This window comes from Bradyrhizobium sp. (assembly GCF_035484855.1).
Taxonomy (GTDB): Bacteria; Pseudomonadota; Alphaproteobacteria; order Rhizobiales; family Xanthobacteraceae; genus Bradyrhizobium.
On record NZ_DATHOP010000153.1, the window covers coordinates 1 to 23239 of the forward strand.

General features: G+C 63.9%; 25 protein-coding genes. 12 read left to right on the plus strand and 13 right to left on the minus strand.

What is annotated here, in order from left to right; genetic code table 11:
* The 4 genes from dxs to VK804_RS16760 form a co-directional block, all read left to right on the plus strand.
* Nucleotides 1–1723, plus strand: a 1723-nt coding sequence (gene dxs, locus VK804_RS16745) for a 1-deoxy-D-xylulose-5-phosphate synthase (RefSeq protein ID WP_325372197.1), incomplete at its 5' end; no start/stop codon positions are given.
* 119 nt (nt 1724–1842) lie between these two features.
* A complete protein-coding gene (locus VK804_RS16750) occupies nt 1843–2415 on the plus strand; it encodes a nucleoside 2-deoxyribosyltransferase (RefSeq protein ID WP_325372199.1) in 573 nt (190 codons plus the stop codon).
* Nucleotides 2416–2439: 24 nt separating this feature from the next.
* Complete coding sequence (locus VK804_RS16755) at nt 2440–3174, plus strand: TlyA family RNA methyltransferase (protein ID WP_325372201.1); 735 nt, start codon at nt 2440–2442, stop codon at nt 3172–3174.
* Complete coding sequence (locus VK804_RS16760) at nt 3167–4405, plus strand: class I SAM-dependent RNA methyltransferase (protein WP_325372203.1); 1239 nt, start codon at nt 3167–3169, stop codon at nt 4403–4405. Before VK804_RS16755 ends, VK804_RS16760 begins: the two co-directional genes overlap by 8 nt.
* A gap of 114 nt (nt 4406–4519) precedes the next feature.
* Here VK804_RS16760 and VK804_RS16765 read toward each other — a convergent pair whose 3' ends face one another.
* A complete protein-coding gene (locus tag VK804_RS16765; RefSeq protein WP_325372205.1) occupies nt 4520–5362 on the minus strand; it encodes a DUF1194 domain-containing protein in 843 nt (280 codons plus the stop codon).
* A 177-nt stretch (nt 5363–5539) separates the two neighbouring features.
* On the opposite strand from VK804_RS16765, the gene VK804_RS16770 reads away from it, so the two are divergent.
* Entirely contained in the window at nt 5540–6418 is an 879-nt protein-coding gene (locus VK804_RS16770; protein ID WP_325372207.1) for a c-type cytochrome, read from the plus strand.
* 90 nt (nt 6419–6508) lie between these two features.
* Nucleotides 6509–6814 carry an ATP-dependent Clp protease adapter ClpS gene (gene clpS, locus VK804_RS16775; RefSeq protein WP_324136475.1) on the plus strand — a complete coding sequence of 102 codons (306 nt, stop codon included), beginning with the start codon at nt 6509–6511 and terminating at the stop codon, nt 6812–6814.
* Nucleotides 6815–6914: 100 nt separating this feature from the next.
* Here the strand turns inward: clpS and VK804_RS16780 are convergent, their stop codons facing one another.
* The gene (locus tag VK804_RS16780) at nt 6915–8102 is read right to left on the minus strand and encodes an adenylate/guanylate cyclase domain-containing protein (protein ID WP_325372211.1); all 1188 of its coding nucleotides are present in this window, start codon (nt 8100–8102) and stop codon (nt 6915–6917) included.
* Nucleotides 8103–8212: 110 nt separating this feature from the next.
* On the opposite strand from VK804_RS16780, the gene VK804_RS16785 reads away from it, so the two are divergent.
* Nucleotides 8213–10135 carry an NAD(P)/FAD-dependent oxidoreductase gene (locus tag VK804_RS16785; RefSeq protein ID WP_325372213.1) on the plus strand — a complete coding sequence of 641 codons (1923 nt, stop codon included), beginning with the start codon at nt 8213–8215 and terminating at the stop codon, nt 10133–10135.
* A 19-nt stretch (nt 10136–10154) separates the two neighbouring features.
* Here the strand turns inward: VK804_RS16785 and VK804_RS16790 are convergent, their stop codons facing one another.
* The 9 genes from VK804_RS16790 to fabI form a co-directional block, all read right to left on the minus strand.
* Complete coding sequence (locus VK804_RS16790) at nt 10155–10286, minus strand: hypothetical protein (RefSeq protein WP_325372214.1); 132 nt, start codon at nt 10284–10286, stop codon at nt 10155–10157.
* Nucleotides 10286–11377, minus strand: coding sequence for a sn-glycerol-3-phosphate ABC transporter ATP-binding protein UgpC (locus tag VK804_RS16795; protein ID WP_325372216.1), 1092 nt, complete (start codon nt 11375–11377; stop codon nt 10286–10288). The genes VK804_RS16790 and VK804_RS16795 overlap by 1 nt, the downstream gene beginning before the upstream one ends.
* 36 nt (nt 11378–11413) lie before the next feature.
* Entirely contained in the window at nt 11414–12265 is an 852-nt protein-coding gene (locus tag VK804_RS16800; protein WP_325372218.1) for a carbohydrate ABC transporter permease, read from the minus strand.
* A 3-nt stretch (nt 12266–12268) separates the two neighbouring features.
* Nucleotides 12269–13198, minus strand: coding sequence for a sugar ABC transporter permease (locus tag VK804_RS16805; RefSeq protein ID WP_325372220.1), 930 nt, complete (start codon nt 13196–13198; stop codon nt 12269–12271).
* A gap of 105 nt (nt 13199–13303) precedes the next feature.
* A complete protein-coding gene (locus VK804_RS16810) occupies nt 13304–14554 on the minus strand; it encodes an ABC transporter substrate-binding protein (protein ID WP_325372222.1) in 1251 nt (416 codons plus the stop codon).
* Between the two features lie 136 nt (nt 14555–14690).
* Entirely contained in the window at nt 14691–14891 is a 201-nt protein-coding gene (locus tag VK804_RS16815) for a hypothetical protein (protein ID WP_325372224.1), read from the minus strand.
* 146 nt (nt 14892–15037) lie between these two features.
* Nucleotides 15038–16123, minus strand: coding sequence for a chorismate synthase (gene aroC, locus VK804_RS16820; RefSeq protein ID WP_325372226.1), 1086 nt, complete (start codon nt 16121–16123; stop codon nt 15038–15040).
* Nucleotides 16124–16363: 240 nt separating this feature from the next.
* Nucleotides 16364–16957 (minus strand): histidine phosphatase family protein, encoded by a 594-nt coding sequence (locus VK804_RS16825; protein WP_414642802.1) that lies wholly within the window; start codon nt 16955–16957, stop codon nt 16364–16366.
* A 101-nt stretch (nt 16958–17058) separates the two neighbouring features.
* Nucleotides 17059–17889, minus strand: a complete 831-nt coding sequence (fabI, locus tag VK804_RS16830; protein WP_325372230.1) for an enoyl-ACP reductase FabI — start codon at nt 17887–17889, stop codon at nt 17059–17061.
* A 199-nt stretch (nt 17890–18088) separates the two neighbouring features.
* On the opposite strand from fabI, the gene VK804_RS16835 reads away from it, so the two are divergent.
* Both VK804_RS16835 and VK804_RS16840 read left to right on the plus strand, forming a co-directional pair.
* Nucleotides 18089–18577 carry an RNA polymerase sigma factor gene (locus VK804_RS16835; protein WP_325372232.1) on the plus strand — a complete coding sequence of 163 codons (489 nt, stop codon included), beginning with the start codon at nt 18089–18091 and terminating at the stop codon, nt 18575–18577.
* A gap of 142 nt (nt 18578–18719) precedes the next feature.
* The gene (locus VK804_RS16840; RefSeq protein WP_325372234.1) at nt 18720–19490 is read left to right on the plus strand and encodes an anti-sigma factor; all 771 of its coding nucleotides are present in this window, start codon (nt 18720–18722) and stop codon (nt 19488–19490) included.
* Between the two features lie 238 nt (nt 19491–19728).
* On the opposite strand, the gene VK804_RS16845 is transcribed toward VK804_RS16840, so the two are convergent.
* Nucleotides 19729–20688 carry a DnaJ C-terminal domain-containing protein gene (locus VK804_RS16845; protein ID WP_325372236.1) on the minus strand — a complete coding sequence of 320 codons (960 nt, stop codon included), beginning with the start codon at nt 20686–20688 and terminating at the stop codon, nt 19729–19731.
* A 114-nt stretch (nt 20689–20802) separates the two neighbouring features.
* Nucleotides 20803–21210 carry an RT0821/Lpp0805 family surface protein gene (locus VK804_RS16850; protein WP_325372238.1) on the minus strand — a complete coding sequence of 136 codons (408 nt, stop codon included), beginning with the start codon at nt 21208–21210 and terminating at the stop codon, nt 20803–20805.
* A 122-nt stretch (nt 21211–21332) separates the two neighbouring features.
* Here VK804_RS16850 and pdxH point away from each other — a divergent pair, with 122 nt between their 5' ends.
* From pdxH to VK804_RS16865, 3 genes are all read left to right on the plus strand, one after another.
* Nucleotides 21333–21974, plus strand: a complete 642-nt coding sequence (pdxH, locus tag VK804_RS16855; RefSeq protein ID WP_325372240.1) for a pyridoxamine 5'-phosphate oxidase — start codon at nt 21333–21335, stop codon at nt 21972–21974.
* A gap of 22 nt (nt 21975–21996) precedes the next feature.
* Nucleotides 21997–22749 (plus strand): SDR family oxidoreductase, encoded by a 753-nt coding sequence (locus tag VK804_RS16860; protein ID WP_325372242.1) that lies wholly within the window; start codon nt 21997–21999, stop codon nt 22747–22749.
* 58 nt (nt 22750–22807) lie between these two features.
* The coding region (locus VK804_RS16865; protein ID WP_325372244.1) for a class I SAM-dependent methyltransferase at nt 22808–23239 on the plus strand (432 nt) is incomplete at its 3' end.

The following is a 23239-nucleotide window of genomic DNA, read 5'->3' on the forward strand; positions in this document are numbered from 1 at the left end:
CCCGCGCGATCGCCTGATCTGGGACGTCGGCCATCAGGCCTATCCGCACAAGATCCTCACCGGCCGGCGCGACCGCATTCGCACGCTGCGCACCGGCGGCGGCCTTTCAGGTTTCACAAAACGCACCCAAAGCGACTACGATCCGTTCGGCGCCGCGCATTCCTCGACCTCGATTTCCGCTGCGCTCGGCATGGCCGTGGCGCGCGACCTCTCCGGCGGCAAGAATAATGTCATCGCCGTGATCGGTGACGGCGCGATGTCCGCCGGCATGGCCTATGAGGCCATGAACAACGCCGGCGCGATGAACTCCCGGCTGATCGTCATCCTCAACGACAACGACATGTCGATTGCCCCGCCTGTGGGCGCCATGTCGGCCTATCTGTCGCGGCTTTATTCAGGCAAGACCTACCGCTCGCTGCGCGAAGCTGCAAAGCAGATCAACAAGCGCCTGCCGAAAATCATCGCCAATCGCGCCAACCGCGTCGAGGAATATTCCCGCGGCTTCATGATGGACGGCGGCACGCTGTTCGAGGAGCTCGGCTTCTATTATGTCGGCCCGATCGACGGCCATAACCTCGACCATCTGCTGCCGGTCTTGAAGAACGTTCGCGACATGGAGACCGGCCCGATCCTGGTCCACGTCGTGACGCAAAAGGGAAAGGGCTACGGTCCGGCGGAAGCAGCGGCCGACAAGTACCATGCGGTGGTCAAGTTCGACGTCGCCACCGGCGCCCAGGCGAAAGCCAAGCCGAACGCGCCGGCCTACCAGAACGTGTTCGGCCAGAGCCTCGTCAAGGAAGCCCAGAAGGACGAGAAGATCGTCGGCATCACCGCGGCGATGCCCTCGGGCACCGGGATCGATATCTTCAACAAGGCCTTCCCGGACCGCACCTTCGACGTCGGCATCGCCGAGCAGCACGCCGTGACCTTCGCCGCTGGTTTGGCGACCGAGGGCTTCAAGCCGTTCTGCGCGATCTATTCGACCTTCCTGCAGCGCGGCTATGACCAGGTGGTCCACGACGTCGCGATCCAGAGCCTGCCGGTGCGGTTTGCGATCGATCGCGCCGGCCTGGTCGGCGCCGACGGCGCCACCCATGCCGGCTCGTTCGACAACGCCTATCTCGGCTGCCTGCCCAATTTCGTCATCATGGCGGCCTCCGACGAGGCCGAACTGGTGCACATGGTGGCGACCCAGGTCGCGATCAACGACCGCCCGAGCGCGCTGCGCTACCCCAGAGGCGAAGGCCGCGGCGTCGAGATGCCGGAAGCTGGCATTCCCCTCGAAATCGGCAAGGGCCGCATCGTCCGCGAAGGCACCAAGATCGCGCTATTGTCGTTCGGCACGCGGCTGGCGGAATGCGAGAAGGCGGCCGACGAACTCGCAGCCCATGGCCTTTCCACCACTATTGCCGACGCGCGCTTCATGAAGCCGCTCGATGTCGACATGGTGCTGAAGCTCGCGCGCGAACACGAAATCCTCTTGACCATCGAGGAAGGCGCGATCGGCGGCTTCGGCTCGCATGTGATGCAGACGCTGGCCGAGCACGGCATGCTCGACGGCGGTCTACGGATGCGCGCGATGGTGCTGCCCGACGTGTTCCTCGACCATGACTCGCCGAATGCGATGTATGCCCGCGCCGGCCTCGACGCCAAGGGCATCGTCAAGAAGGTGTTCGAAACCCTCGGCAAGGATTTCAAGGTCGAAACCGTGAAGCTGGCCTGAGGCTCGCGGAACGCAGCCTGTATTGCGTTCGTCATTGCGAGGAGCTCTTGCGACGAAGCAATCCATTCTTTCCTGCGGCTATGGATTGCTTCGCTTCGCTCGCAATGACGGCTAGAGCAATGAAGATTTATCTCGCCGGTCCCGATGTTTTCCTGCCCGACGCCATTGATATCGGACGACGCAAGGCCGATTTGTGTCATCGGCACGGACTGACCGGGCTGTATCCGCTGGACAAGGCGATCGACCTCGCCGCGCCGGACGCCTCGCTTCAGATCTTTCGCGGCAACGAGGCCATGATGAACGAGGCAGATGCCATCATCGCCAACCTGACTCCGTTTCGCGGAGCGGGCGCGGACGCCGGCACCGTCTACGAGCTCGGCTTCATGGCCGGGCGCGGCAAGCTCTGTCTCGGCTATTCCAACGACCCCTCGACCTATGCCGACCGGGTGCGTCGGTTCACCACGGTGGTTGCGCGCGACGGCCGGCTGGTCGACGCGGCGGGATTGACCGTTGAGAATTTTGGCCTGGCGGAAAACCTGATGATCGTTCATGCGCTCGAGCTCTATGGCTGCCGGCTGGTGACACCGCTGCGGACGCCCGCTTATATCTGGCACGACCTGACCGCGTTCGAGGCTTGTGTGCGGATCGCCGCCGAACGGCTGGCCGCGCCGCATTCGCCGGCGCTGCGTTGAACCTCGGCAAGGGACCGAACCGGCATGTCATCCCCCCGCAAGCGCATCGACGTTCTCCTGGTCGAACGCGGCCTGTTCGAGAGCCGGACGCGGGCGCGGGCTGCGATCGAGGCCGGCCTCGTGATTGCCGATGGCAGGCAAATCGCAAAATCCTCGGAGACGGTTGCCACTGATGCAGCGTTGCAGGCAGAGCCCGCGCATCCCTATGTCTCGCGCGGCGGCGTCAAGCTCGCCGGCGCGCTGGAGCAATACCCTTTGGATATCGAGGGGCATGTCTGCCTCGACGTCGGCGCATCGACCGGAGGCTTTACCGAGGTGCTGCTGGCGGGCGGCGCCGATCTCGTGTTCGCGATCGATGTCGGGCGCGAGCAGCTGCATCCATCGCTGCGCGGCCATCCAAAAGTCGTCTCGATGGAGGAGACCGACATTCGCAAGCTCGAAGGCAAGCGGCTGCCGGTGCGGCCGGATATCGTCGTCGTCGACGTCAGCTTCATCTCGTTGAAGGCCGTGCTGCCTGTGGCCTTGTCGCTTGCCGCCGCCCCGATGCATCTCTTGGCGCTGATCAAGCCGCAATTCGAGGCGCCGCGGAGGCATTCCAAGCGCGGCATCATCCGCAACGCGATGGTGCATCAGGAAATCTGCGACGACATCACTGGCTTCGTGGCTTCGCTGGGCTGCACCGACATCCAGGTGTTTCCGTCATCGATCAAGGGTGGCGACGGCAATATCGAATTCTTTCTCGGCGCGCGCCGTGGTTGAGCTTGTCCTGATCGATCACGTCGGCCATTTTGGCGACGGCGTCGCCCTCGTCGACGGCAAAAGCATCTATGTGCCGTACACGCTTGGCGGCGAGACGGTGGAAGTGGCGCCGGTTGCCGGCCATCCCGACCGCCGCCGCCTGCTCGCCATCGAGCGCGCCAGCCCGGAACGGATTCCGCCCTTCTGCCAGCATTTTGGCGTCTGCGGCGGCTGCGCGATCCAGCATTGGGACGCCGAGCCCTATCGCGCCTGGAAACGAAATCTCGTCGTTGAGACGCTGGCGCAGGCGAGGCTCGATGGCGAGGTGGCGCCATTGATCGACGCCCATGGGCTCGGCCGGCGGCGGATCACGCTGCATGCAAGGATGAGCACGCACGACGTGCTCAAGGTCGGTTTCGCGGCGGCAGGCTCGCACGACATCGTTCCCGTCGATCGCTGCCCGATCCTCGATCCCGCCTTGAGCGGCGCGCTGGAGGCGGCATGGGCGCTGGCCGAGCCGCTGACGCCGACGGGAAAACCGCTCGACATCCAGATCACGGCGACCGAAGGCGGCCTCGACGTCGATGTCCGCGGCTCGGGGCCGCTGCCGGCCAAAATGATCGCGACGCTGTCGCGCGTTGCCGAACAGCACCGCCTGGCGCGGCTGACGCGGCACGGCGAGTTGGTGCTGATGCGCGAGCCGCCGACGATCGTGATCGGCACGGCGCGCGTGACGTTGCCGCCGGGGTCGTTCCTCCAGGCAACAATTGTCGGCGAGCAAACGCTGGCGGCGCTGGTGTCGGAACATTGCAAGCGCGCCAGGCACATCGCCGATCTGTTCTGCGGAGTCGGGCCGTTTGCCCTGAGGCTGGCAGCGAAGACACGGGTTTCCGCGTTCGACAGCGACGCCGGCGCGGTGGCGGCGCTGCAGAAGGCGGCAATGGCGACCTCCGGCCTGAAGCCGGTGAAGGCCGAGGCACGCGACCTGTTCCGCCGTCCGCTGATGCCGCAGGAGCTTCGCGACTACGACACGATCGTGTTCGATCCGCCACGGCGGGGCGCGGAGGCGCAGGTGCGGCAACTCGCGGTCAGCAAGATTCCCGTCGTGGTCGCAGTGTCCTGCAACGTCGCGACCTTCGCGCGCGACGCCCGCATCCTGGTCGACGGCGGCTATAAGCTTGAAAGCGTAACCCCGGTCGACCAGTTCCGGCACACACCGCATGTCGAGCTGGTGGCGCGGTTTAAGAGGTGACTTCACGTAGCCCGGATGAAGCGCAGCGCAATCCGGGGCCATTTGTCGCGCCGTTGGTCGATCTGACTCCAAACAAGAATCCCGGATTACGCTGCGCTCCATCCGGGCTACGAACTACCGTCCCCACCGGTCCTGCCAGATCTTCTCGCCGATCAGGCAGGAGACGCGAGGCTCCTTGTCGGCGACCGGGACGATCCGGCGCTCCGGCGTTCGGCCGGCGACTTCGAGCAGCAATTTGGCGCGGATCGCTTCCTTGAATTTCTCGCGGTCCTTGATCGCGACCACGAAGGAACCGGGGCCGCCGATCACGCAGTCCTCGTAGTACCAGTCGAGATTGTCGATATCCATGGTCGAATAGGACGGCTCCTTGACCATGATCGGCAGGCCGTTGATGACGATGCCCTTGGACAGCGCCATCTCGCGCGCGCCGCTGACGGGCGAGCCGTTGTTGTTGGGCCCGTCGCCGGAGATATCGATCACGCGCCGCATGCCGCGATACGGGTTCTCGTCGAACAGCGGCATCGCGAAATAGATCGCGCCCGAGATCGAGGTGCGCGAGGCGCGGCGGATCGGCGTCTTCAATATCTCCTCGGCGACGGCATCGGCAGTTTCCGGACCGTCGATCAGCCGCCAGGGAATGATGATCTTCTGGTCGCTGGAGGCCGCCCATTCGAAATAGGTGATCGCGACCTTGCCGTTGGGCAGGCTTTTCAGCGCCTGCAAGAACTCCTTGGAGACGATGGCCTGCGCGTAGCCCTCGCGCTGGACCGCCAGTTCATCCATGTCCATCGAGTAGGAGACGTCGACGGCGAGGATCAGTTCGACGTCGACCGGCGCCTTGTCCGCCGCTTGCGCGGTCGTTCGCGCGTTGGGGCCGGGTGCAGCGAGCCCCGCGACGTCGCCGCCGGCGATCGCGCCGGCGACAAGCACCGTCAGAAACGAGACATACCAGCGCATCAGCGGCCCTCCCGTCGTCGAAGCGGATGGTGACACGCAAAGCGGACTTCGAAAAGCAGGAACATGCCTTGATGTTCACATTCGAGTTAGCCGCAAGGCTGCCTCAATTATGGAGCTGCCGGCTTTGCTGCGCCGGATAGTCGTGCGATACAGCGACCCTCGAATGAAGGGGGCATCATGTTCAGGATCGCTATCGCGTGTTGCGTCGTGCTGTCGGTTGCCGCTCATGGCGCTAAGGCGGAAACCCTCACCGCGCGCGGCGATTACCTCGTCAACACCATCATGGCCTGCGGCAATTGCCATTCGCCGCGCGATGGCGAAGGCCGGATGATCCCCGACAAGGCCTTTTCCGGAGGGCTGACATTCGACACGCCGGCCTTCGTCGCCACAGCGCCGAACATCACGCCCGATGCCGAAACCGGGATCGGACGCTGGAGCGATGCCGAGATCAGACGCGCGCTGATCGATGGCGTGCGCCCGGACCATGGCCATCTCGCCGGCGTGCCGCTGGCGGCGATCATGCCGGCCAATTTCTACCGGGCGTTGCTGCCTGAGGATCTCGACGCCGTCGTCGCCTATCTGCGCAGCATCAAGCCGGTCCGCAACGAATCCCCGGTCCCCGTGTACAAGGCGCCGGTGCGGCGCGATCCCTATCCGGACGCCGAGGCGGGTTTCGACAAGAAGATGTTTGCCGATCCGGTCCGCCGCGGGGCTTATCTGGTCACCGTCGGCCATTGCATGGAATGCCACACCGCCTGGTCGCGCGGCGTCTCCGATTTCAGGAATGGCCTTGGCCGCGGCGGCAGGACTTTCCCGGCGCGCGAGGGTGCGCCCGCGGGAACACCCGACAGCGTCGCCGCCAACATCACCTCCGATCCCGCGGCCGGCATCGGCGCCTGGAGCGATGCCGAAATCGGCCGCGCCATCACGGAAGGTATTTCGCGCGACGGGCGGCGGCTGAAGCCGCCGATGGCCTATGCCTATTATGCGGGCCTGACGCCGGCCGACCTGGCCGATATCGTCGCCTATTTGCGCACGGTGCCGCCGCTGCAATGAAGCCATCGCAAAGCGCCGGTTCCGCCCCGGAGCGGGAGGTTGTAAACTGGCAAACCCGATGCAAGGAGAACATCCGGAGCAGCCACCGCAATGATCGACGCCGTCACCAAGCCGAAGACCAAGGTCAAGACCAAGACCGAACGGCCGCGCCTGCACAAGGTGATCCTCGTCAACGACGACTACACGCCGCGCGAATTCGTGGTCACGGTCCTGAAGGCGGAATTCCGCATGACCGAGGACCAGGCCCACAAGGTCATGATCACGGCACACCGGCGCGGCGTCTGTGTGGTCGCGGTCTTCACCAAGGACGTCGCCGAGACCAAGGCGACGCGTGCCACCGACGCCGGTCGCGCCAAGGGCTATCCGCTGCTGTTCACCACCGAGCCCGAGGAGTAGCGCGGCAACGTAGTTCGTAGCCTGGATGGAGCGAAGCGCAATCCGGGGACAGTGCTCGGGCTGGCGATGCGGTCCCGGATTACGCTGCGCTGCATCCGGGCTACGAATCCTTCGGTATCTCGTCCGCCAAACCGTAGACGCGCTCAGGCCTGGAAAATCCGGCGATCGGAAACTCGCCGAGTTCGGTCCAGCCGCCGGTGCAGATGTCCGCGAAGCCCTCGGACGCCACGACGGTGCGATGCAGCTTGCCGGCGATCTTCTCCAGCCTTGCTGCGAGATTGACGGCGGGGCCGATGCAGGTGAAGTCGAGCCGGTTGCCGCCGCCGATATTGCCGTAGAGGATCTTGCCGACATGCAGCGCAACCCCGAAGCGAAACCGCTCGGTGGTGCCACCGATCGGGTATTGCAGCGCATGGACGCTGGCGCGCGATTGCCGCGCCGCTTGCAGCGCCCGCGCGCAGACATGCTCTTCATCGCCGTCAGCTTCCGAAATCGGGAACACCGCGAGCAGCCCGTCGCCCATGAATTTGAGCACCTCGCCGCCATGGCCTTTGATCGCCGCCACCTGGCAGTCGAAATAATGGTTGAGGATGTCGACCACGGTTTCGGCCGGCAGCCGGTCGGACAGCGCCGTGAAACCGCGCAGGTCCGACAGCCAGATCGCGGCATGCATGGTCTCGGTGTGGCCGCGGCGAATTTGGCCGCCGAGAATGCGCTCGCCGGCGCGGGAACCGACATAGGTGTCGAGCAGGACCGACGCCCTGCGGCGCTGATTGATGACCTCGATGAGGCGGGCCAGCGGCGGCATCAGCGATCGCAGGCCGTCCAACTGCTCGTCGCTGAACCCACCCGGCGCCTTCGTGGTCCAGCTCGATGCGTGAATCGTGCCATCGGTGGCCAGCAGCGGCAGCGCGATATAGTCGGTGACATCCTCCGCGCGCATGTCGTCGAGAAATGGAAAGCGCCGGCTTTCGGGATCGTCGATGCGATGCCGGACCTCCCGGGCCTCGCCGAACACGATCGCCAGCGGACTGCTTTTGAATTCCGGCGAATCCAGGAAACCGAAATCCGCGGTGCCGAAGATGACCTCGGCGCCGGGCTTCCAGATGAAATTGACGCCGAGAACGTCGGGATGGAGCGTCCGGACGAACATGCCGACGCGCCATAGCGGCAGCCCGGCTCCAACCAGCCGCTCGCAGAACTCCGACACCATCGCGGGCGAGCTTGCAGCCGACCTCGCGCCATCGATCAGCCAGTCGGAGATTTTCTTCAGGTCCGCGGCGTTCATGGGGAATGCATGTCCTGCGCAAGTTCCGAGGACGTCAAGCTAACACAAATGCTTTGCGTTTTCGCCTCAGCAAGGCAAAGTTGGCGCAAACACCATCGCGGACGCGAGAAATGCTGGATTCGGGAGCGGAAACATCGGCCGACGCGGCCTTGCTGCGGCGGGCGCTGGAGGCGGCCGATCCGGCGACGCTGTTGCTGTCGCTGGTGCAGCTCACCGGCGAAAAACATTGGCTGGAGGCTGCAAAGCCGTTCATCCGCGGCCCGATGAACTATCAGGAGTTCATGCCCGAGCCGCTGCGCGCCCGGGTGCGTGACCGGCTCGCCGAGGTGCTGGCGGAGATTTCGCGCAGCGGCAGGACGCCGCCGCGACAGGCCGACGATTCGCTGCTGCGCGAGATGATGGCGGTCGCAACCGGCGAGACGGTGTCGGACGATTATATCGCGATGATGCGCGAGGACCTGACCGACGACAATCTGGCCTCGCGCAGCCTGAAATGGCGGAAAACCCCCGGGCCGGACGCGCTGCAGGCCACGCAGGTCGTCATCATCGGCGCCGGCATGTCCGGCCTCTATGCCGGCATCCAGTTGCAACAGGCCGGCATTCCCTTCGTCATCCTCGAGAAGAACGACGCCGTCGGCGGCACCTGGTATGAGAATATCTATCCTGGCTGCGGCGTCGACACGCCCAATCATTTCTATTCCTACGCCTTCGAGCCCAATCACGAGTGGTCGCATTTCTTCGCCAAGCGCGACGAGCTCTGGAATTATTTTGAAAGAGTCGCCGACAAATACGATCTGCGCAAACATATCCGGCTCGGCACCGAAGTGGTGGAGGCGCGATATGACGAGGCTGGCGCGGTTTGGCGCATCACCGCGCAAGGCCAAGATGGGACGGACCAACAGCTCACAGCCCGTGTGCTGGTCTCCGCGGTCGGCGTGCTGAACCGGCCAAAACTGCCTGATATTGCCGGACTCGACTCGTTTGCGGGGCCCGCCTTCCACACCGCGCAATGGGATCGCGATTTCGACTGGCGCGGAAAGCGCGTCGCCATGATCGGCACCGGCGCATCGGGCCATCAGGTCGGCCCGAGCCTCGCGCCCGATGTCGAACGCCTGACGATCTTCCAGCGCTCGCCGCACTGGGTGGTGCCGAACCCGAACTATCATGAGGGCGTCAACGAAGGAAAGAAATGGGCGCTCGCCAATGTGCCGTTCTATCTGCGCTGGTACCGCTTCCAGCTGTTCTGGGGATTTGCGGACGGCCTGCATGCAGCGCTGACGGTCGACCCCGACTGGCCGCACCCGGAACGCTCGCTGAATGCGATCAACGAAAAGCACCGCCACTTCATGACAAGACACATGCGTGCCGAGCTCGAGGACCGGCCGGACCTTTTGCAAAAGGTCGTTCCGGATTATCCGGCCTATGGCAAGCGCATCCTGATCGACAATTACTGGTTTCGGATGCTCAAGCGCGACAACGTCGATCTCGTCACCGACCCGATCGATCGCATCGTGCCCGAGGGCGTCCGCACGAGGGACGGGAACATCTGGCCGGCGGACGCGCTGGTGTTCGCCACCGGTTTTATGGTCAGCAAGATGCTGCATCCGATGAAAATCCGTGGCCGGAAGGGGCGCGAGCTGCACGACGTCTGGGGCCCCGACGACGCAAAAGCCTATCTCGGCCTCACTGTGCCCGGCTTCCCGAACTTCTTCATGCTGACCGGCCCCAACACCGGCCTCGCGCATGGCGGCAACCAGATCTTCATGACCGAATGCGGCGTGCGCCACATGATGCTGGCGTTGCGTGAACTGCTGGAAGGCGGCCATCGCTCGATCGAGTGCAAGCCGGAAATCTACGAGGCCTACAACCGCAAGGTCGACGCCATGCACGCGCGCATGGTGTGGACCCATCCGGGCATGACCAACTGGTACCGCAACCCCCACGGCCGCGTGTTTGCGATCACGCCGTGGCGGCTGGTGGAGTATTGGAAGATGACAGCCGGGTTTGACAAAGCGGAGTATGAGATGCGGTAGAGCGGCGCTCTCTCGGCCGTCATTGCGAGCGCAAGCGAAGCAATCCATCGCGCCGCAACAATGAAAAAAGCTGGATTGCTTCGTCGCTTTCGCTCCCTTGCACAAACGCTTCGCGTTTGTCGCAGGCAATGACGTCCAGATGCGCCGGCATTAGATTGCGGCTTCCGTCTTCGCGTCGAAAACGTGAAGCCTGGAAGGGCGCATGGCGACGCGCAGCTTGTCGCGCACCTTCACCCGCACGGTCGGCTCCACGCTCGCCACCATGACACCCTCGCCGACCTTCATATCGAGCAGGATTTCCGAGCCGAGTTGCTCGACCACCTCAATCACGGCATCGAAGCATGGGAGGTCAAGATCGGCGGAGCCGGCGACGGTAAGGTCCTCCGGGCGCACGCCGAGCGTGATCTCGCGGCCGACATGGCCGCGCAGGCGCTGCGCGGTCTCTTCCGGCAGCTTGATGCACAAGCCGGAGTTCTCGGCAATCAGCGATCCGTCCGCCTCGGTCACTGTAACGGCGGCGAAATTCATGGCCGGGGAGCCGATGAAGCCGGCGACGAATTTGTTGGCGGGCTGATTGTACAGCTCGAGCGGCTCTCCCACCTGCTGCACCACGCCGTCCTTCATGACGACGACCCGGTCACCCAGGGTCATGGCCTCGACCTGATCGTGGGTAACATAAATGGCGGTGGTGCCGAGGCGCAGATGCAGCTTCTTGAGCTCAACGCGCATCTGCACCCGTAGCTTGGCATCGAGGTTCGACAGCGGCTCGTCGAACAGGAACACGCGGGGGTGGCGCACGATGGCACGGCCAAGCGCCACGCGCTGGCGCTGGCCGCCGGAGAGCTGGCGCGGCTTGCGCGTCAACAATTCACCGATGCCGAGGATATCGGCCGCGTCCCGCACGCGCTTGCCAATCTCGGGCTTTTCGAATTTACGCATCTTCAGACCGAATGCCATGTTGTCGTATACGCTCATGTGCGGGTAGAGCGCGTAGTTCTGAAACACCATGGCGATGTCGCGGTCCATGGGTGCCAGTTCATTGACCACGTTGCCGTCGATTGAGATGTCGCCGGAGCTGATTGCTTCAAGCCCGGCGATCATCCTGAGGGTCGTCGTCTTGCCGCAGCCGGACGGTCCGACGAACACCACGAACTCCTTGTCGCGGATCTGCAGATTGACGTCTTTGACAGCGTGCACGCTGTCGTAGAACTTGTTGATCCCCTTGAGGACGACCTGTCCCATTCGCTCCCACCTGTCTCCCGATGATCCGGGTTGCCGTCAGCCCTTCACCGATCCGGTCAAACCTGCGACGTAGTGCTCGACGAAAAACGAATAGGCGATGGCGACCGGGATCGATCCGAGCAAGGCCCCAGCCATCAGCGGTCCCCAGAAAAATACATCGCCGCGGATCAGCTCCGATGTAACGCCGACCGGCACGGTCTTCTGCTCAGGCGAGGACAGAAAGACAAGCGCATAGATGAACTCGTTCCACGACAGTGTGAAAGCGAAGATGCCGGCCGAGAGGATGCCCGGGATCGCAACGGGGATGACGATGTAGAGCATGGCCTGCCAGCGCGAGGCGCCGTCAATGCGCGCGCATTCCTCGAGCTCCTTGGGTACCGCCTTGAAGTAGCCCATCATGAGCCAGGTGCAGAACGGAATAAGAAAGGTCGGATAGGTCAGGATCAGTGACCACGGCGTGTCGCCCAGCCGGTAGTTGCGGATGATCTCGGCCAGCGGAATGAACAGCAGCGTCTGCGGCACCAGGTAGGTGATGAAGATGCCGGTGCCGAGGCTGCCGGCAAACGGAAAGTTCAACCGCGACAGCGCATAGCCGGCGAACACGCCGCACACGAGCGAGATGGCGGTTGACATGAGCGCGATGAACGTCGTGTTCCACAGCCACGATGCAAACAGCGTCTCTTCGAACAGGTATCTAACGTGGTCCCAGGTCGGTTTCCAGGTCCAGAACGGATTGTAGTTGATCGAGTTCCAGGGCCGGTACAGCTCGCCATCCGGCCGCACCGAAGTAATCAACATCCAGTAAAACGGAAACAGCAGGAAAACCAGGAACAACGCCATCGGGATATAGAAGAACACCCACTTTCGCCACAGCGCGCCCTCGATCATGGCTCAGCGGACCTCCACGCGGCGGATGTAGAGAAGCTGGATGATGACGACCAGAAACAGGATCGGAAACATCGCGAGCGAGATGGCGGCGCCCTCGCTCAAAAGGCCGGTGCCGATGCCGATCTGATAGGCGTAGGTGGCGAACAGATGCGTTGCATTGGCCGGTCCGCCACCTGTCATCACATAGACGATCTGGAAGTCCGCGAACGTCTGAATCACCGAGAACAGAACCACGACCATGGTCACGGGCAGCAGCAGCGGCCAGGTGATGTGCCAGAACCGCTGCCAAGGCTTGGCGCCGTCGATGGCGGCGGCCTCGCTGAGTTCGGGACTGATGGTCTGCAGGCCGGCGAGCAGGCTGATGGCGAAGAACGGAACCCCGCGCCAGATGTTGACGATGATGATCGAGACCATCGCGAGGTCCGGATCGCCCAGCCAGTTGATCCGGCCGGTGATCAAGCCGAAATGGTAGAGCAGCCAATTGAGAACGCTGAATGTGGGGTCGAACATCCACTTCCAGGCGAAAGTCGAAAGCACGGTCGGGATGATGAAGGGCAGCAGGATGAAAGCGCGGGTCAAGGCCTTGCCGCGGAAATTACGGTTGAGCAGCATGGCGAGCCACAACCCGAGCGCCAGCTTGAAGACGGTGGTCACGCCGGTATAGACGAAGGTGTTGTAGACCGAGGTGCGAAAGATCCCGTCATTGAAGATCTTGTAGAAGTTGGCGAGGCCGACGAAGTGGCCGGGCACTCCCACGCGCGAGTCTGTCACCGACAGCAGAATGCCGCGCACGAACGGATAGGCGATGAATAAACCGAGCAGCACCAGGGTCGGTATCAGCAGCACGAGTGCGAGCCAACGCTCGTCCTCGAGCAGCCGGAGCCTGGGCCGCGGCGCCTGTGGCATGTAGACCTGGGTTTCAGCAATCGCCATCTAGCTTCACCTCGATGCACGCGCCAGCCGGCGCGTGATGCGAAACCTTGGAGTTGTCCCGGCGGCAGCCCCTTCGCGGCGGCAGGGAATGTTGAGCGCGCCCGTTCAAGTATAGATCTTCTTCAGTTCGCCTTCCGCCCACTTCACGGCTTCCTCCGCCGTCATCCCCTGGATTGCCTTCGCGTACATATCGACGATGACGTACTTGGTCAGCGCCTCGGCGGCCTTCTTGCCCGCAGGGCCCGCGTAGCCCGGCGCCTGGCCGAGCTTGCCTGCGACCTTGAAGGGGTCCATCACCGGATCCGCGAGCCACAGCTCGTGGCTTTCCCATTTCGCCGTCGGCGGCGTGGCAAAGCCCTTCTGTGAGATGAACCACTTCTCGTAGTTTGCCGGAGTATGTATCCACCTCAGCAGGTCCTTCGCCGCCTTCTGGTTCGGCGAGTAGTTCATCAGCATGTGCGAGAAGAACGTATGCAGACCGAACTGCCCCTGTGGTCCTTTGGGCAGAGGCGCGTGCAGGATATCGGTCTTCAGCGGCACGCCTTTCTCGGTAGTGTACTTGTCGGGGTTGCGCAGTGACTCGATGTAGATCGAGGCGCCATTGAGCGTGGATGCGATGGTCTGCGACAGGAACGCACGGTTGTTGCTGGTGTCGTCCCACGCCAGGCCACCCTCGTCGCAGGTATCCTTATAGAAGCTCGTCATGAACTTGACGGAATCGATCGTGTTCTTGCTGTTGATTGCCACCGTGCCGTCGGCTTCCACTTCCTTGCCCCCGTACGACCACAGCAGCGGATAGACGAAGGTCGGCGGATCGCCGAACGAATGGCTGACGGCCTGGCCGAGTGGACGGCCCTTTGCCTTCAACTTCTTGCCGGCGTCGTAGTAGGCGTCCCAGGTCTCGGGAAACTTCGTGTATCCGACCTCTTCGAACCAGGACTTGCGGTACGCGTTCATGGCACCGACGATGGTCCACGGCATCGCGTTGAATTTCTTGCCGTCGCTGGTAACGGCGCGCGAGTATTTGTAGAGCCCGCCTTCCCTGTTCGAGACTTCCTCGGCGAGATCGCTGACGTCGACCACGCTCTCCGCATAGAGCGCTGACTGGTTGTTGAAGATCATGATGAGATCAGGACCGCTTCCCGATTGAACGGACGCAGTCACGCGCGGCTGCAGGTCGTTGCCATTCACGGTCTCAAGATTGATCTTGATTCCGAGCTCTTTCTCGGCCGCGGGAATAAGCTCCTTGCGCAGCAGCTGATCGGAAGCCGGCACGAAGTCGTTCCAGCGCAGCCAGTGTATCGTCGTGCCCTCAGCAAAAGCGGGCGCGCGGCCGGTGGCCAGGATGCCGGCCATGCCGCCGACCAGGGCGGTACCGCCCTTGAGAACGTTACGTCGAGTTACTCTCGTCATGCATTCCTCCCTTGGTGATGCCATTCGGCCGATCTGAAGCCGGCTTGCAGTGCTTTTCAGTCTATCGCGTCTCCATGGTTCAACGCCTGCGCACGGGTTCGCGTGCGCAGCGCGTTGTCTCGACAATCATTTTTGGCGTTGCCACTGTTTCGGCGTCGGAGACAATTTCAGCGCGAAACTGAGTGAATTCTTCGCAGCGCGGCAGCGTGACATCGCTGCCAATCACTATGGCGAGGCGGTCGACGGTTTGTATTGGGTCGGCGCACTGCAGTCCGCGCATGACTAATAGCCTCCCGCGCAGCAAATGGCATTGCCGTCGCCGAGCGAGTTTTCCTCGTCTTGTAAAAAGCTTGGTACCGGGATGCCTGCGCGACGTCATTGTCGCCGGTCGCCGCAGGAAATCAAGTACTACCTTGGTGGCTCGCGCTACCCCACCTGCCCGCGATGGCGCAGGAAGTGATCCGCCAGCACGCAGGCCATCATGGCTTCGCCGACCGGCACCGCGCGGATGCCGACGCAGGGGTCGTGGCGGCCTTTGGTCATGATGTCGGTGTCGGCGCCTGAGCGATCGACGGTGCGGCGCGGCGATAAAATCGACGACGTCGGCTTGACCGCAAAACGCGCGACCACCGGCTGGCCCGTCGAAATGCCGCCCAGAATTCCGCCGGCGTGGTTGGACAGGAAGCTCACACCCTGGTTGCCCATGCGCATCTCGTCGGCGTTTTCCTCGCCCGACAATTCCGCCGCGCCAAAGCCGGCGCCGATCTCGACGCCCTTCACCGCGTTGATGCTCATCAGCGCAGCGGCCAAATCCGCGTCGAGCTTGGCGTAGATCGGCGCGCCGAGGCCGGCCGGCACGCCTTCGGCGATCACTTCGATCACCGCGCCGATCGACGAGCCTTCTTTCCGGATGCCGTCGAGATAGTCCTCGAAGAAGGCGGCCTTGTCCTTGTCGGGACAGAAGAACGGATTTCTTGCGATCTCGTCGAAATCCCATTTGTCGCGGTCGATCTTGTGCGGGCCCATCTGCACCAGCGCGCCGCGCACTTTCACGCCCGGCAATATCTTGCGCGCGATGGCGCCGGCGGCGACGCGGGACGCGGTCTCGCGCGCCGAGGAGCGGCCGCCGCCGCGATAATCGCGCAAGCCGTATTTTGCCTCATAGGTGAAGTCGGCGTGTCCGGGCCGAAACTTGTCCTTGATGTCGGAATAGTCTTTCGAGCGCTGGTCGGTGTTCTCGATCAATAGCGCGATCGGCGTGCCCGTCGTCACCTGCACGCCGGTCTCGGGATGCGCCATCACGCCCGACAGGATTTTGACCGCGTCCGCTTCCTGCCGCTGCGTCGTGAAGCGCGACTGGCCGGGGCGGCGGCGGTCGAGATCGTGCTGGATGTCTTCGGCCGTGAGCGGCAACAGCGGCGGACAGCCGTCAACCACGCAGCCGATCGCAACCCCGTGGCTCTCGCCGAAGGTCGTGACGCGGAACATATGGCCGAAGGTGTTGAAGGACATGATACGTTCAATCGCTGACGTTGACAGTCAACGTCTGTGTTGATTGTCAGCATCGTGTCGTAACGCGCCTCGGAAGGGGGGTCAAATGGCCCCAGATCGTCATGGCCGGGCTTGACCCGGCCATCCACGTCTTCCTTTGGCGCCAGAAAAGACGTGGATGCCCGGGACAAGCCCGGGCATGACGACGGGAGAGAGTCCCGGCGTGACGATGGATGGGGCGGGCGCACGACCCGTCCGCCGTTAACCATACTTCGTCAGCCCGCCGTCGCCGAACACATAGACCGCGCCCTGCGCGATCGCGAGGTCGGCGGCGCTCGCCGGCGTCTCGAAGCCGAGCGCCACCATCAGCGCCCGCGCGGTACCGCCATGGGCGACCGCGACCGTGTCCACGGTCACCTGCTCGTACCAGCCGGTCACCCGCGCCTGCACTTCGGCATAGCTCTCGCCGCCGGGTGCGGCGACCGACCATTTATCGGCCTGGCGGCGAGCGAAAAACACCGGGTCTTGCGCCTGCATCTCAGGAAGCGTCGAGCCTTCCCATTGGCCGTAGGCGATCTCGCGCAGCCGCGCGTCGGTGGCGTATTCAGCGGGCGGCAGTTTCAGCGCGCCGCGCACTAGTTCCATGGTCGCGCGCGCCCGGCCGAGCGGGCTGGCGACGAATGCGAGCGCCGCCGCGCTGCGGCCATCGCGCGTCAACAGGCCGGCGAGAATGCGGCCCGCGGCGGCCGCCTGCCGGCGGCCGAGATCGTTGAGCGGAACGTCCTTCGTGCCCTGCAGTCTGCCGTCGGCGTTCCATTGGGTTTCGCCGTGGCGGATGTAGTAGATGGTGGGCATATTCTCTCGCGTCATTGCCGGGCTTGACCCGGCAATCCATCTTCACAGAGACTCTTTGAAGGGATAGATGCCCGGGTCAAGCCCGGGCATGACGAGTTTTGCTATTCCTTCGCCAGTGAATTGCTCAGTGTGATGTCAGGCGCGTCCGGGCGCTTCATTCCGACGATGTGATAGCCGGAATCGACGTGGTGCACCTCGCCGGTGACGCCGCGCGAAAGATCCGAGAGCAGATACAGCGCGCTGTCGCCGACTTCCTCGATCGTGACGGTGCGGCGCATCGGGGCGTTGTACTCGTTCCACTTCAGGATATAGCGGAAATCGCCTATGCCGGAGGCCGCCAGGGTCTTGATCGGCCCCGCCGAAATCGCGTTGACGCGGATGTTCTTCTCGCCGAGATCGGCGGCGAGATAGCGCACGCTGGCTTCCAGCGCAGCCTTCGCCACCCCCATCACGTTGTAATGCGGCATCCATTTCTCGGCGCCGTAATAGGTCAGCGTCAGGATCGAACCGCCGTCGATCAAGAGTTTTTCGGCGCGCTGCGCGATCGCGGTCAGCGAATAACAGCTGATCAGCATGGTTTTCGAGAAATTATCCGCGGTGGTCTCCAGATAACGGCCGTCGAGCTGGTCCTTGTCGGAGAACGCGATCGCGTGCACCACGAAATCGATCTTGCCCCATTTCTCCCGCACTACGTCGAAGGCGGCATCGATGGTCGCGGGATCGGTGACGTCGCAATGGCCGAGCAGGATGCCGCCGAATTCTTTCGCGAGCGGCTCGACGCGTTTTTTTAGCGCGTCGCCCTGCCAGGTCAGCGCAATCTCCGCTCCCGCGGCGTGGCAGGCTTTCGCAATGCCCCAGGCAATCGAGCGGTTGTTGGCAACTCCGAGAATCACCCCGCGCTTACCCTGCATCAGACCTGAACTTTGCGCCATCACGGTTTCCAATCGACCCTGCCCCGGTCTGGAGGTACACCAGCCCTCCGAGCCGGTACAGCCCAAATCCGCCCCCGGTCCGGACGGTTGACACCGGCAACCTCAACAGCCGGAATAGCCGCGAGATTTCGGTGTTATATAGCTCAAGGCGTTGTCGAGGTTTGACGCCCAACGGACATATCCAAGACCGAAAGCGTCAATGACCGCGTTTCGCGAAAGTGTCGAAGCCATGATCCCGGCGCTGCGTCGCTATGCGCGCGCCTTGGCGCGCGATGCCGACATCGCCGACGATCTGGTGCAGGACACGCTGGTGCGGGCATTGCGCTCGGAACGGCTGTTTCTCGGCGGCGATGTCAGGAGCTGGCTCTACACCATCCTGACCAACCTCAACAAGAACCGGCGGCGGTCGCTGGCGCGGCGGCCGCAATTCATGCCGCTGCTCGACAACAATCCCGACGCCAGCGGGACCGAGGCGGAAGGCCGCGACATCGCGCGCGCGCTGGCGACCTTGGTCGAGGAGCAACGCTCGGTGCTGCTGCTGGTGATGCTGGAAGGGTTGAGCTATCGCGAGGTCGCCGACATCCAGGGGGTGCCGATCGGCACCGTAATGTCGCGGCTCGCGCGTGCCCGCGCCCATGTCAAGGCCTCGCTGGAGGGCGAGCGGGTGGCGCTGCGGCGGGTGAAATGATGGCAGGCATTATGCATATGGATACGTGTTTCGTGGATGCGTGTTTCGATGTGAGTTGCGCCGTCAGGCTTGGACCTGTGTTTTGGCTCGCTCCCGTAAGGAGAGAGCGCATCAATAAAATTTCGACTGAGAGACAACGACCATGACCGACCCAAAAATTCCCGTCACCGAAGACGAGTTGCACGCCTATGTCGACAACGAATTGCCGGCGGAGCGTCGCGGCGATGTCGAGGCGTGGCTCTCAGCGCATCCCGACGATGCCGAGCGGGTGCGTTCGTGGCGCACGATGGCGGATGCGCTGCATGCGCGCTACGACAGCGTCGCCGACGAGCCGGTGCCGAAGCGGCTCGAGATCGAGCGGCTGGAGCGGCAGCCGCGCCGCTGGATTTACGGGGCGGTGGCGGCCGCGTTGCTGGCGTTCATCGCCGGCGGCGGCGCCGGCTGGATGGCGCGCGGCGCGGTCGCCTCGCCCTCGCTGTTCCAGAATTTCACCGACGATGCGCTCGACGCGCACCGGCTCTACGTGGTCGAAGTCCGCCATCCGGTCGATGTTCCCGGCAGCGAACGTGTCCACCTGCAGCAATGGCTGACCAAGCGCTGCGGCTGGGACGTGCGCGCGCCGGAGCTCGACGCGACGGGTTTGAAGCTGGTCGGCGGCCGGCTGTTGCCGGGCCCCACTGGACCCGCATCGTTCCTGATGTATGAGAGCGCCTCCGGTGAGCGTTTCACGGTCTACACCGCGCGCGCCGATGCGACGACCACGCAGATGCGATACGCGAAACAGGACAATGACGGCGCGCTGTTCTGGGCCGACAACGGCGTCGGCTACGTCGTCAGCGGCGGCAGCGACCGCGAGCGCCTCGCCCAAGTCGCGCGCCTCGTCTACGACCAAACCGAGAAAACCGGCGGCTGAATTGCGACTTGATTGCGTCTTGATTGGCGTGTTGGCCCATGTCCCCAATTCGGACATTGTATTTCTGGAATCATACCATGGGTGCGTCTCATTATCGCACCAGGTGATCACGCGAAGTTGAGCCGCGTTCGATCCGCCGATCGACGCAAGCGGCCTCGACCGGGGTTTGGTACCGCGCTGGTCCCCTGGTCGGGGTCGCACTTTTTTCGGGCGAATTTGCCCAAGCGCAATCGAGCGATCAAAAGAGATCGCTGCGCGGATTATAGGGGCGTGTGTCGCGCCATTTTTGCATCAACGCTTCGAGTTCGGCATCGTTCCCGTCCGGCAGCGCGATTTTGGTGGTGACGAACAGGTCGCCGGGAGTTCCCGTCGGCTTCGGCAGGCCCTTGCCCTTGAGGCGAAAGGTCCGCCCGCTCGAGGTGTTTTTCGGGATCGACAATTCGACCGCGCTGCCGAGCGTCGGCACGCGAACCTTGCCGCCGAGCACGGCCTCATAGAGCGTGATCGGCAGCTCGACGCGCAAATCGCTACCGTCGACCTTGAAGAAGCGGTGCGGCGCGATCGAGACCGTGATCAGGAGATCGCCGGGCGGATGGCCGGGCGCGGTCTCGCCCTGCCCCTTCAGCCGGATCTGCTGGCCCGCCATGACGCCGGCCGGAATCTTGACATTGAGCTCCTTGCCGGTCGGCAGCCGGACGCGCTTCTCGGCGCCGTTGACCGCCTCTTCCAGCGACACCGTCATGGCAACCGAAAGATCGAGGTCGAGCGCGATGCCGCCGGTGTCGAATTCGAAGGTGGTGCCGCCGCCGGGCCGCGGCCCCCGTCCCGCCGCGCCGCCGAACATGCTGTTCAGGATATCCTCGAAGCCGCCACCTCCGCCGGGGCCTGCGCCGCCGGTGCGGAAGGTATGAGTCTCGAAACCGCCGGGACCCGCGCGCCCGCCGGGCCCGCCGCCGGGAAAACCCTGGAAGCGCGGCTTGCCCTCGGCGTCGATCTCGCCGCGATCGAACTGCTTGCGCTTGTCCTCGTCGCCGATGATCTCGTTGGCCGAATTGATCTCGGAGAACCGGGCGGCCGCCTTCGGGTCGTTCTTGTTGGCGTCGGGGTGATGCTTCTTGGCAAGCTTGCGATAGGCGCTCTTGATCGCCGCAGCGCTGGCGCCCCGCGGCACCCCCAAGACCTCATAGGGGTCGCGCATCCGTCACGTCTCCTTCAGGGAAATCAGATGTTAAACTAAAGGGCTGCCCGCCCATACGGTTTCATTTGCACGATTTCATTTGGGGTCGTCGTTGCATTTTTGCAACTGCCACCCTCAACCCCGTCGCCACGGTTTCAGCGTATGAATCTCCCAGCGTCCCTCGGCGGTCTGGCAGGCCTCGCCCTGCAGCCAGCTTTCGTTGCTGCCATTGACATAGCTCGCCAGGAAATCGCGGCAGGTCCGCCCGTCCGAGCTATAGGCCTGGGCCAGCGGGGTGACCGAACCGCGCGCGCCGGTCTCGGGGTTTTCCCAGGGCTGGCTGGAATCCTTGTCGCCCTTGGTCAGCACGTCGGAAGCCGCATTGCGGGCGAAGGCGAGGTCGGCGTCCGTCGGCGCCGGGCCGGGGGGCTTCATCGCGCCGATCGACCCCGTGACCTCGTTATCTCCCATCCTGGCGAAGGCATTGTCGGGCCGGGACATGCTGCAGCCGCCGGTGCCCAGGCCGATCAAAATCAGGCTCACCACGGCGCCCGCGGGCCCGATCGCCGATAGGCCAACGCGCCGCCATGTCTTATATAGGACAAGCCTGTGAGAGGACGGCAACGCGTGCTGGACCGCGGGCGGGCGCAACTCGGGACTCCAAAATGAGTGACACGACCTTCATCAAACACCCGACAGCGTTAACATCCGGTGATTTCACCGAGGCGGGCGAGCCGTTTGCCCTGTTCGGTGAATGGTTTGCAGAAGCGGTGAAGTCCGAACCCAACGATCCCACCGCCATGTCGCTTGCGACCGTCGATGAGAGCGGCCTGCCCGACGTGCGGATGGTGCTGATGAAAGGCTATGACGCCGGGGGTTTTGTGTTCTACAGCCACATCGCCAGCCCAAAAGGCCGCGAATTGGCCGCAAATCCTAAGGCGGCTTTACTGTTTCACTGGAAGTCGCTGCGCCGGCAGGTTCGCATCCGCGGCAACGTGTCGCCAGTGACGGAGGCCGAGGCCGACGCCTATTTCGCCACCCGACCGAAGCAGGCGCAGATCGGCGCCTGGGCTTCGAAACAGTCGCAGCCGCTGGAGAGCCGTTTTGCCTTCGAGCAGGCGATTGCGAAGGTCGCAGCCAAACACCTCATCGGCGAGGTGCCGCGCCCGCCCGGGTGGAGCGGCTGGCGCATCGCGCCATTGCGCTTCGAGTTCTGGCACGACCGCCCGTTCCGCCTGCACGACCGCATCGAATTCCGCCGCGACGCTGCGGGCCAACCCTGGTCCAAGACGCGGCTTTATCCCTGATCGAAAGCCTGAAGGGACCGACATGGCCACTTCCGCCAACACGCCGCGGCGCACGCTGCTCCTGACCGGGGCCAGCCGCGGCATCGGACATGCGACCGTGATCCGCTTTTCCTCCGCCGGCTGGCGCGTGCTGACCTGTTCGCGCCATCCGTTCCCGGAGGACTGCCCGTGGGACGCCGGGCCTGAGGATCACATCCAGGTCGACCTCGCCGACCACGCCGACACCACGCGGGCCATTTCGGACATCCGCCAGCGGCTGGAGGGCGGCGCACTGCACGCGCTCGTCAACAACGCCGCGATCTCGCCGAAGGCCGAAGGCGGCAAGCGGCTCGGCTCGATCGATACCGACGTCGAGACCTGGAGCCACGTGTTCCGGGTCAATTTCTTCGCGCCGATCATGATGGCGCGCGGGCTGATCGAGGAGTTGAAGGCCGCAAAGGGCTCGGTGGTCAACGTCACCTCGATCGCCGGCGGCCGCGTGCATCCATTCGCGGGCGCGGCCTATGCGACCTCGAAGGCGGCGCTGGCTTCGCTAACCCGCGAGATGGCGTCGGATTTCGGCCGCCACGGCATCCGCGTCAATGCGATCGCGCCGGGCGAGATCGACACCTCGATCCTGTCGCCGGGCACCGAGAAGATCGTCGAGCAGCAGATCCCGCTGCATCGCCTCGGCACACCCGATGAAGTGGCCAAGATCATCTATGTGCTGTGCACGGAGACGAGTTCCTACGTCAACGGCGCCGAAATCCACATCAACGGCGGGCAGCACGTGTAGCCGGCCTTGCGGCTCGCGCGATCCCGCTCCGATAGATGAAAGGATCGCTGATCCGACGATGGGACGCTTCGCCACCACGGCTGCGATGTACGAGGAGTTGCGGCCGCCTTATCCGGCCGAATTGTTCGACACGATCGCCCAAAGGCTTTCGCTCGGAAAGCAGCACGCCCTGATCGACCTCGGGACGGGACCGGGGGTGCTGGCACTCGGCTTTGCCCCCCATGTCGGCCGCATCGTCGGCGTCGATCCGGAACCGGCCATGATCGCCGCGGCAAGAGAGGCGGCCGCGCGTGCGTCACGGGCCATCACCCTGATCGAAGGCAAGGCCGAAGACGTTCCGGCCGACATCGGCAGCTTCGACGTCGTGACGATCGGCAGAGCCCTGCACTGGATGGATCGCGACGCCACGCTGGCGCGCCTCGAGCGGCTGGTGGCGCCCGAAGGTGTGATCCTGGTCTGCGCGTCCTTCTCGGCCTTGGACGGACAAAAT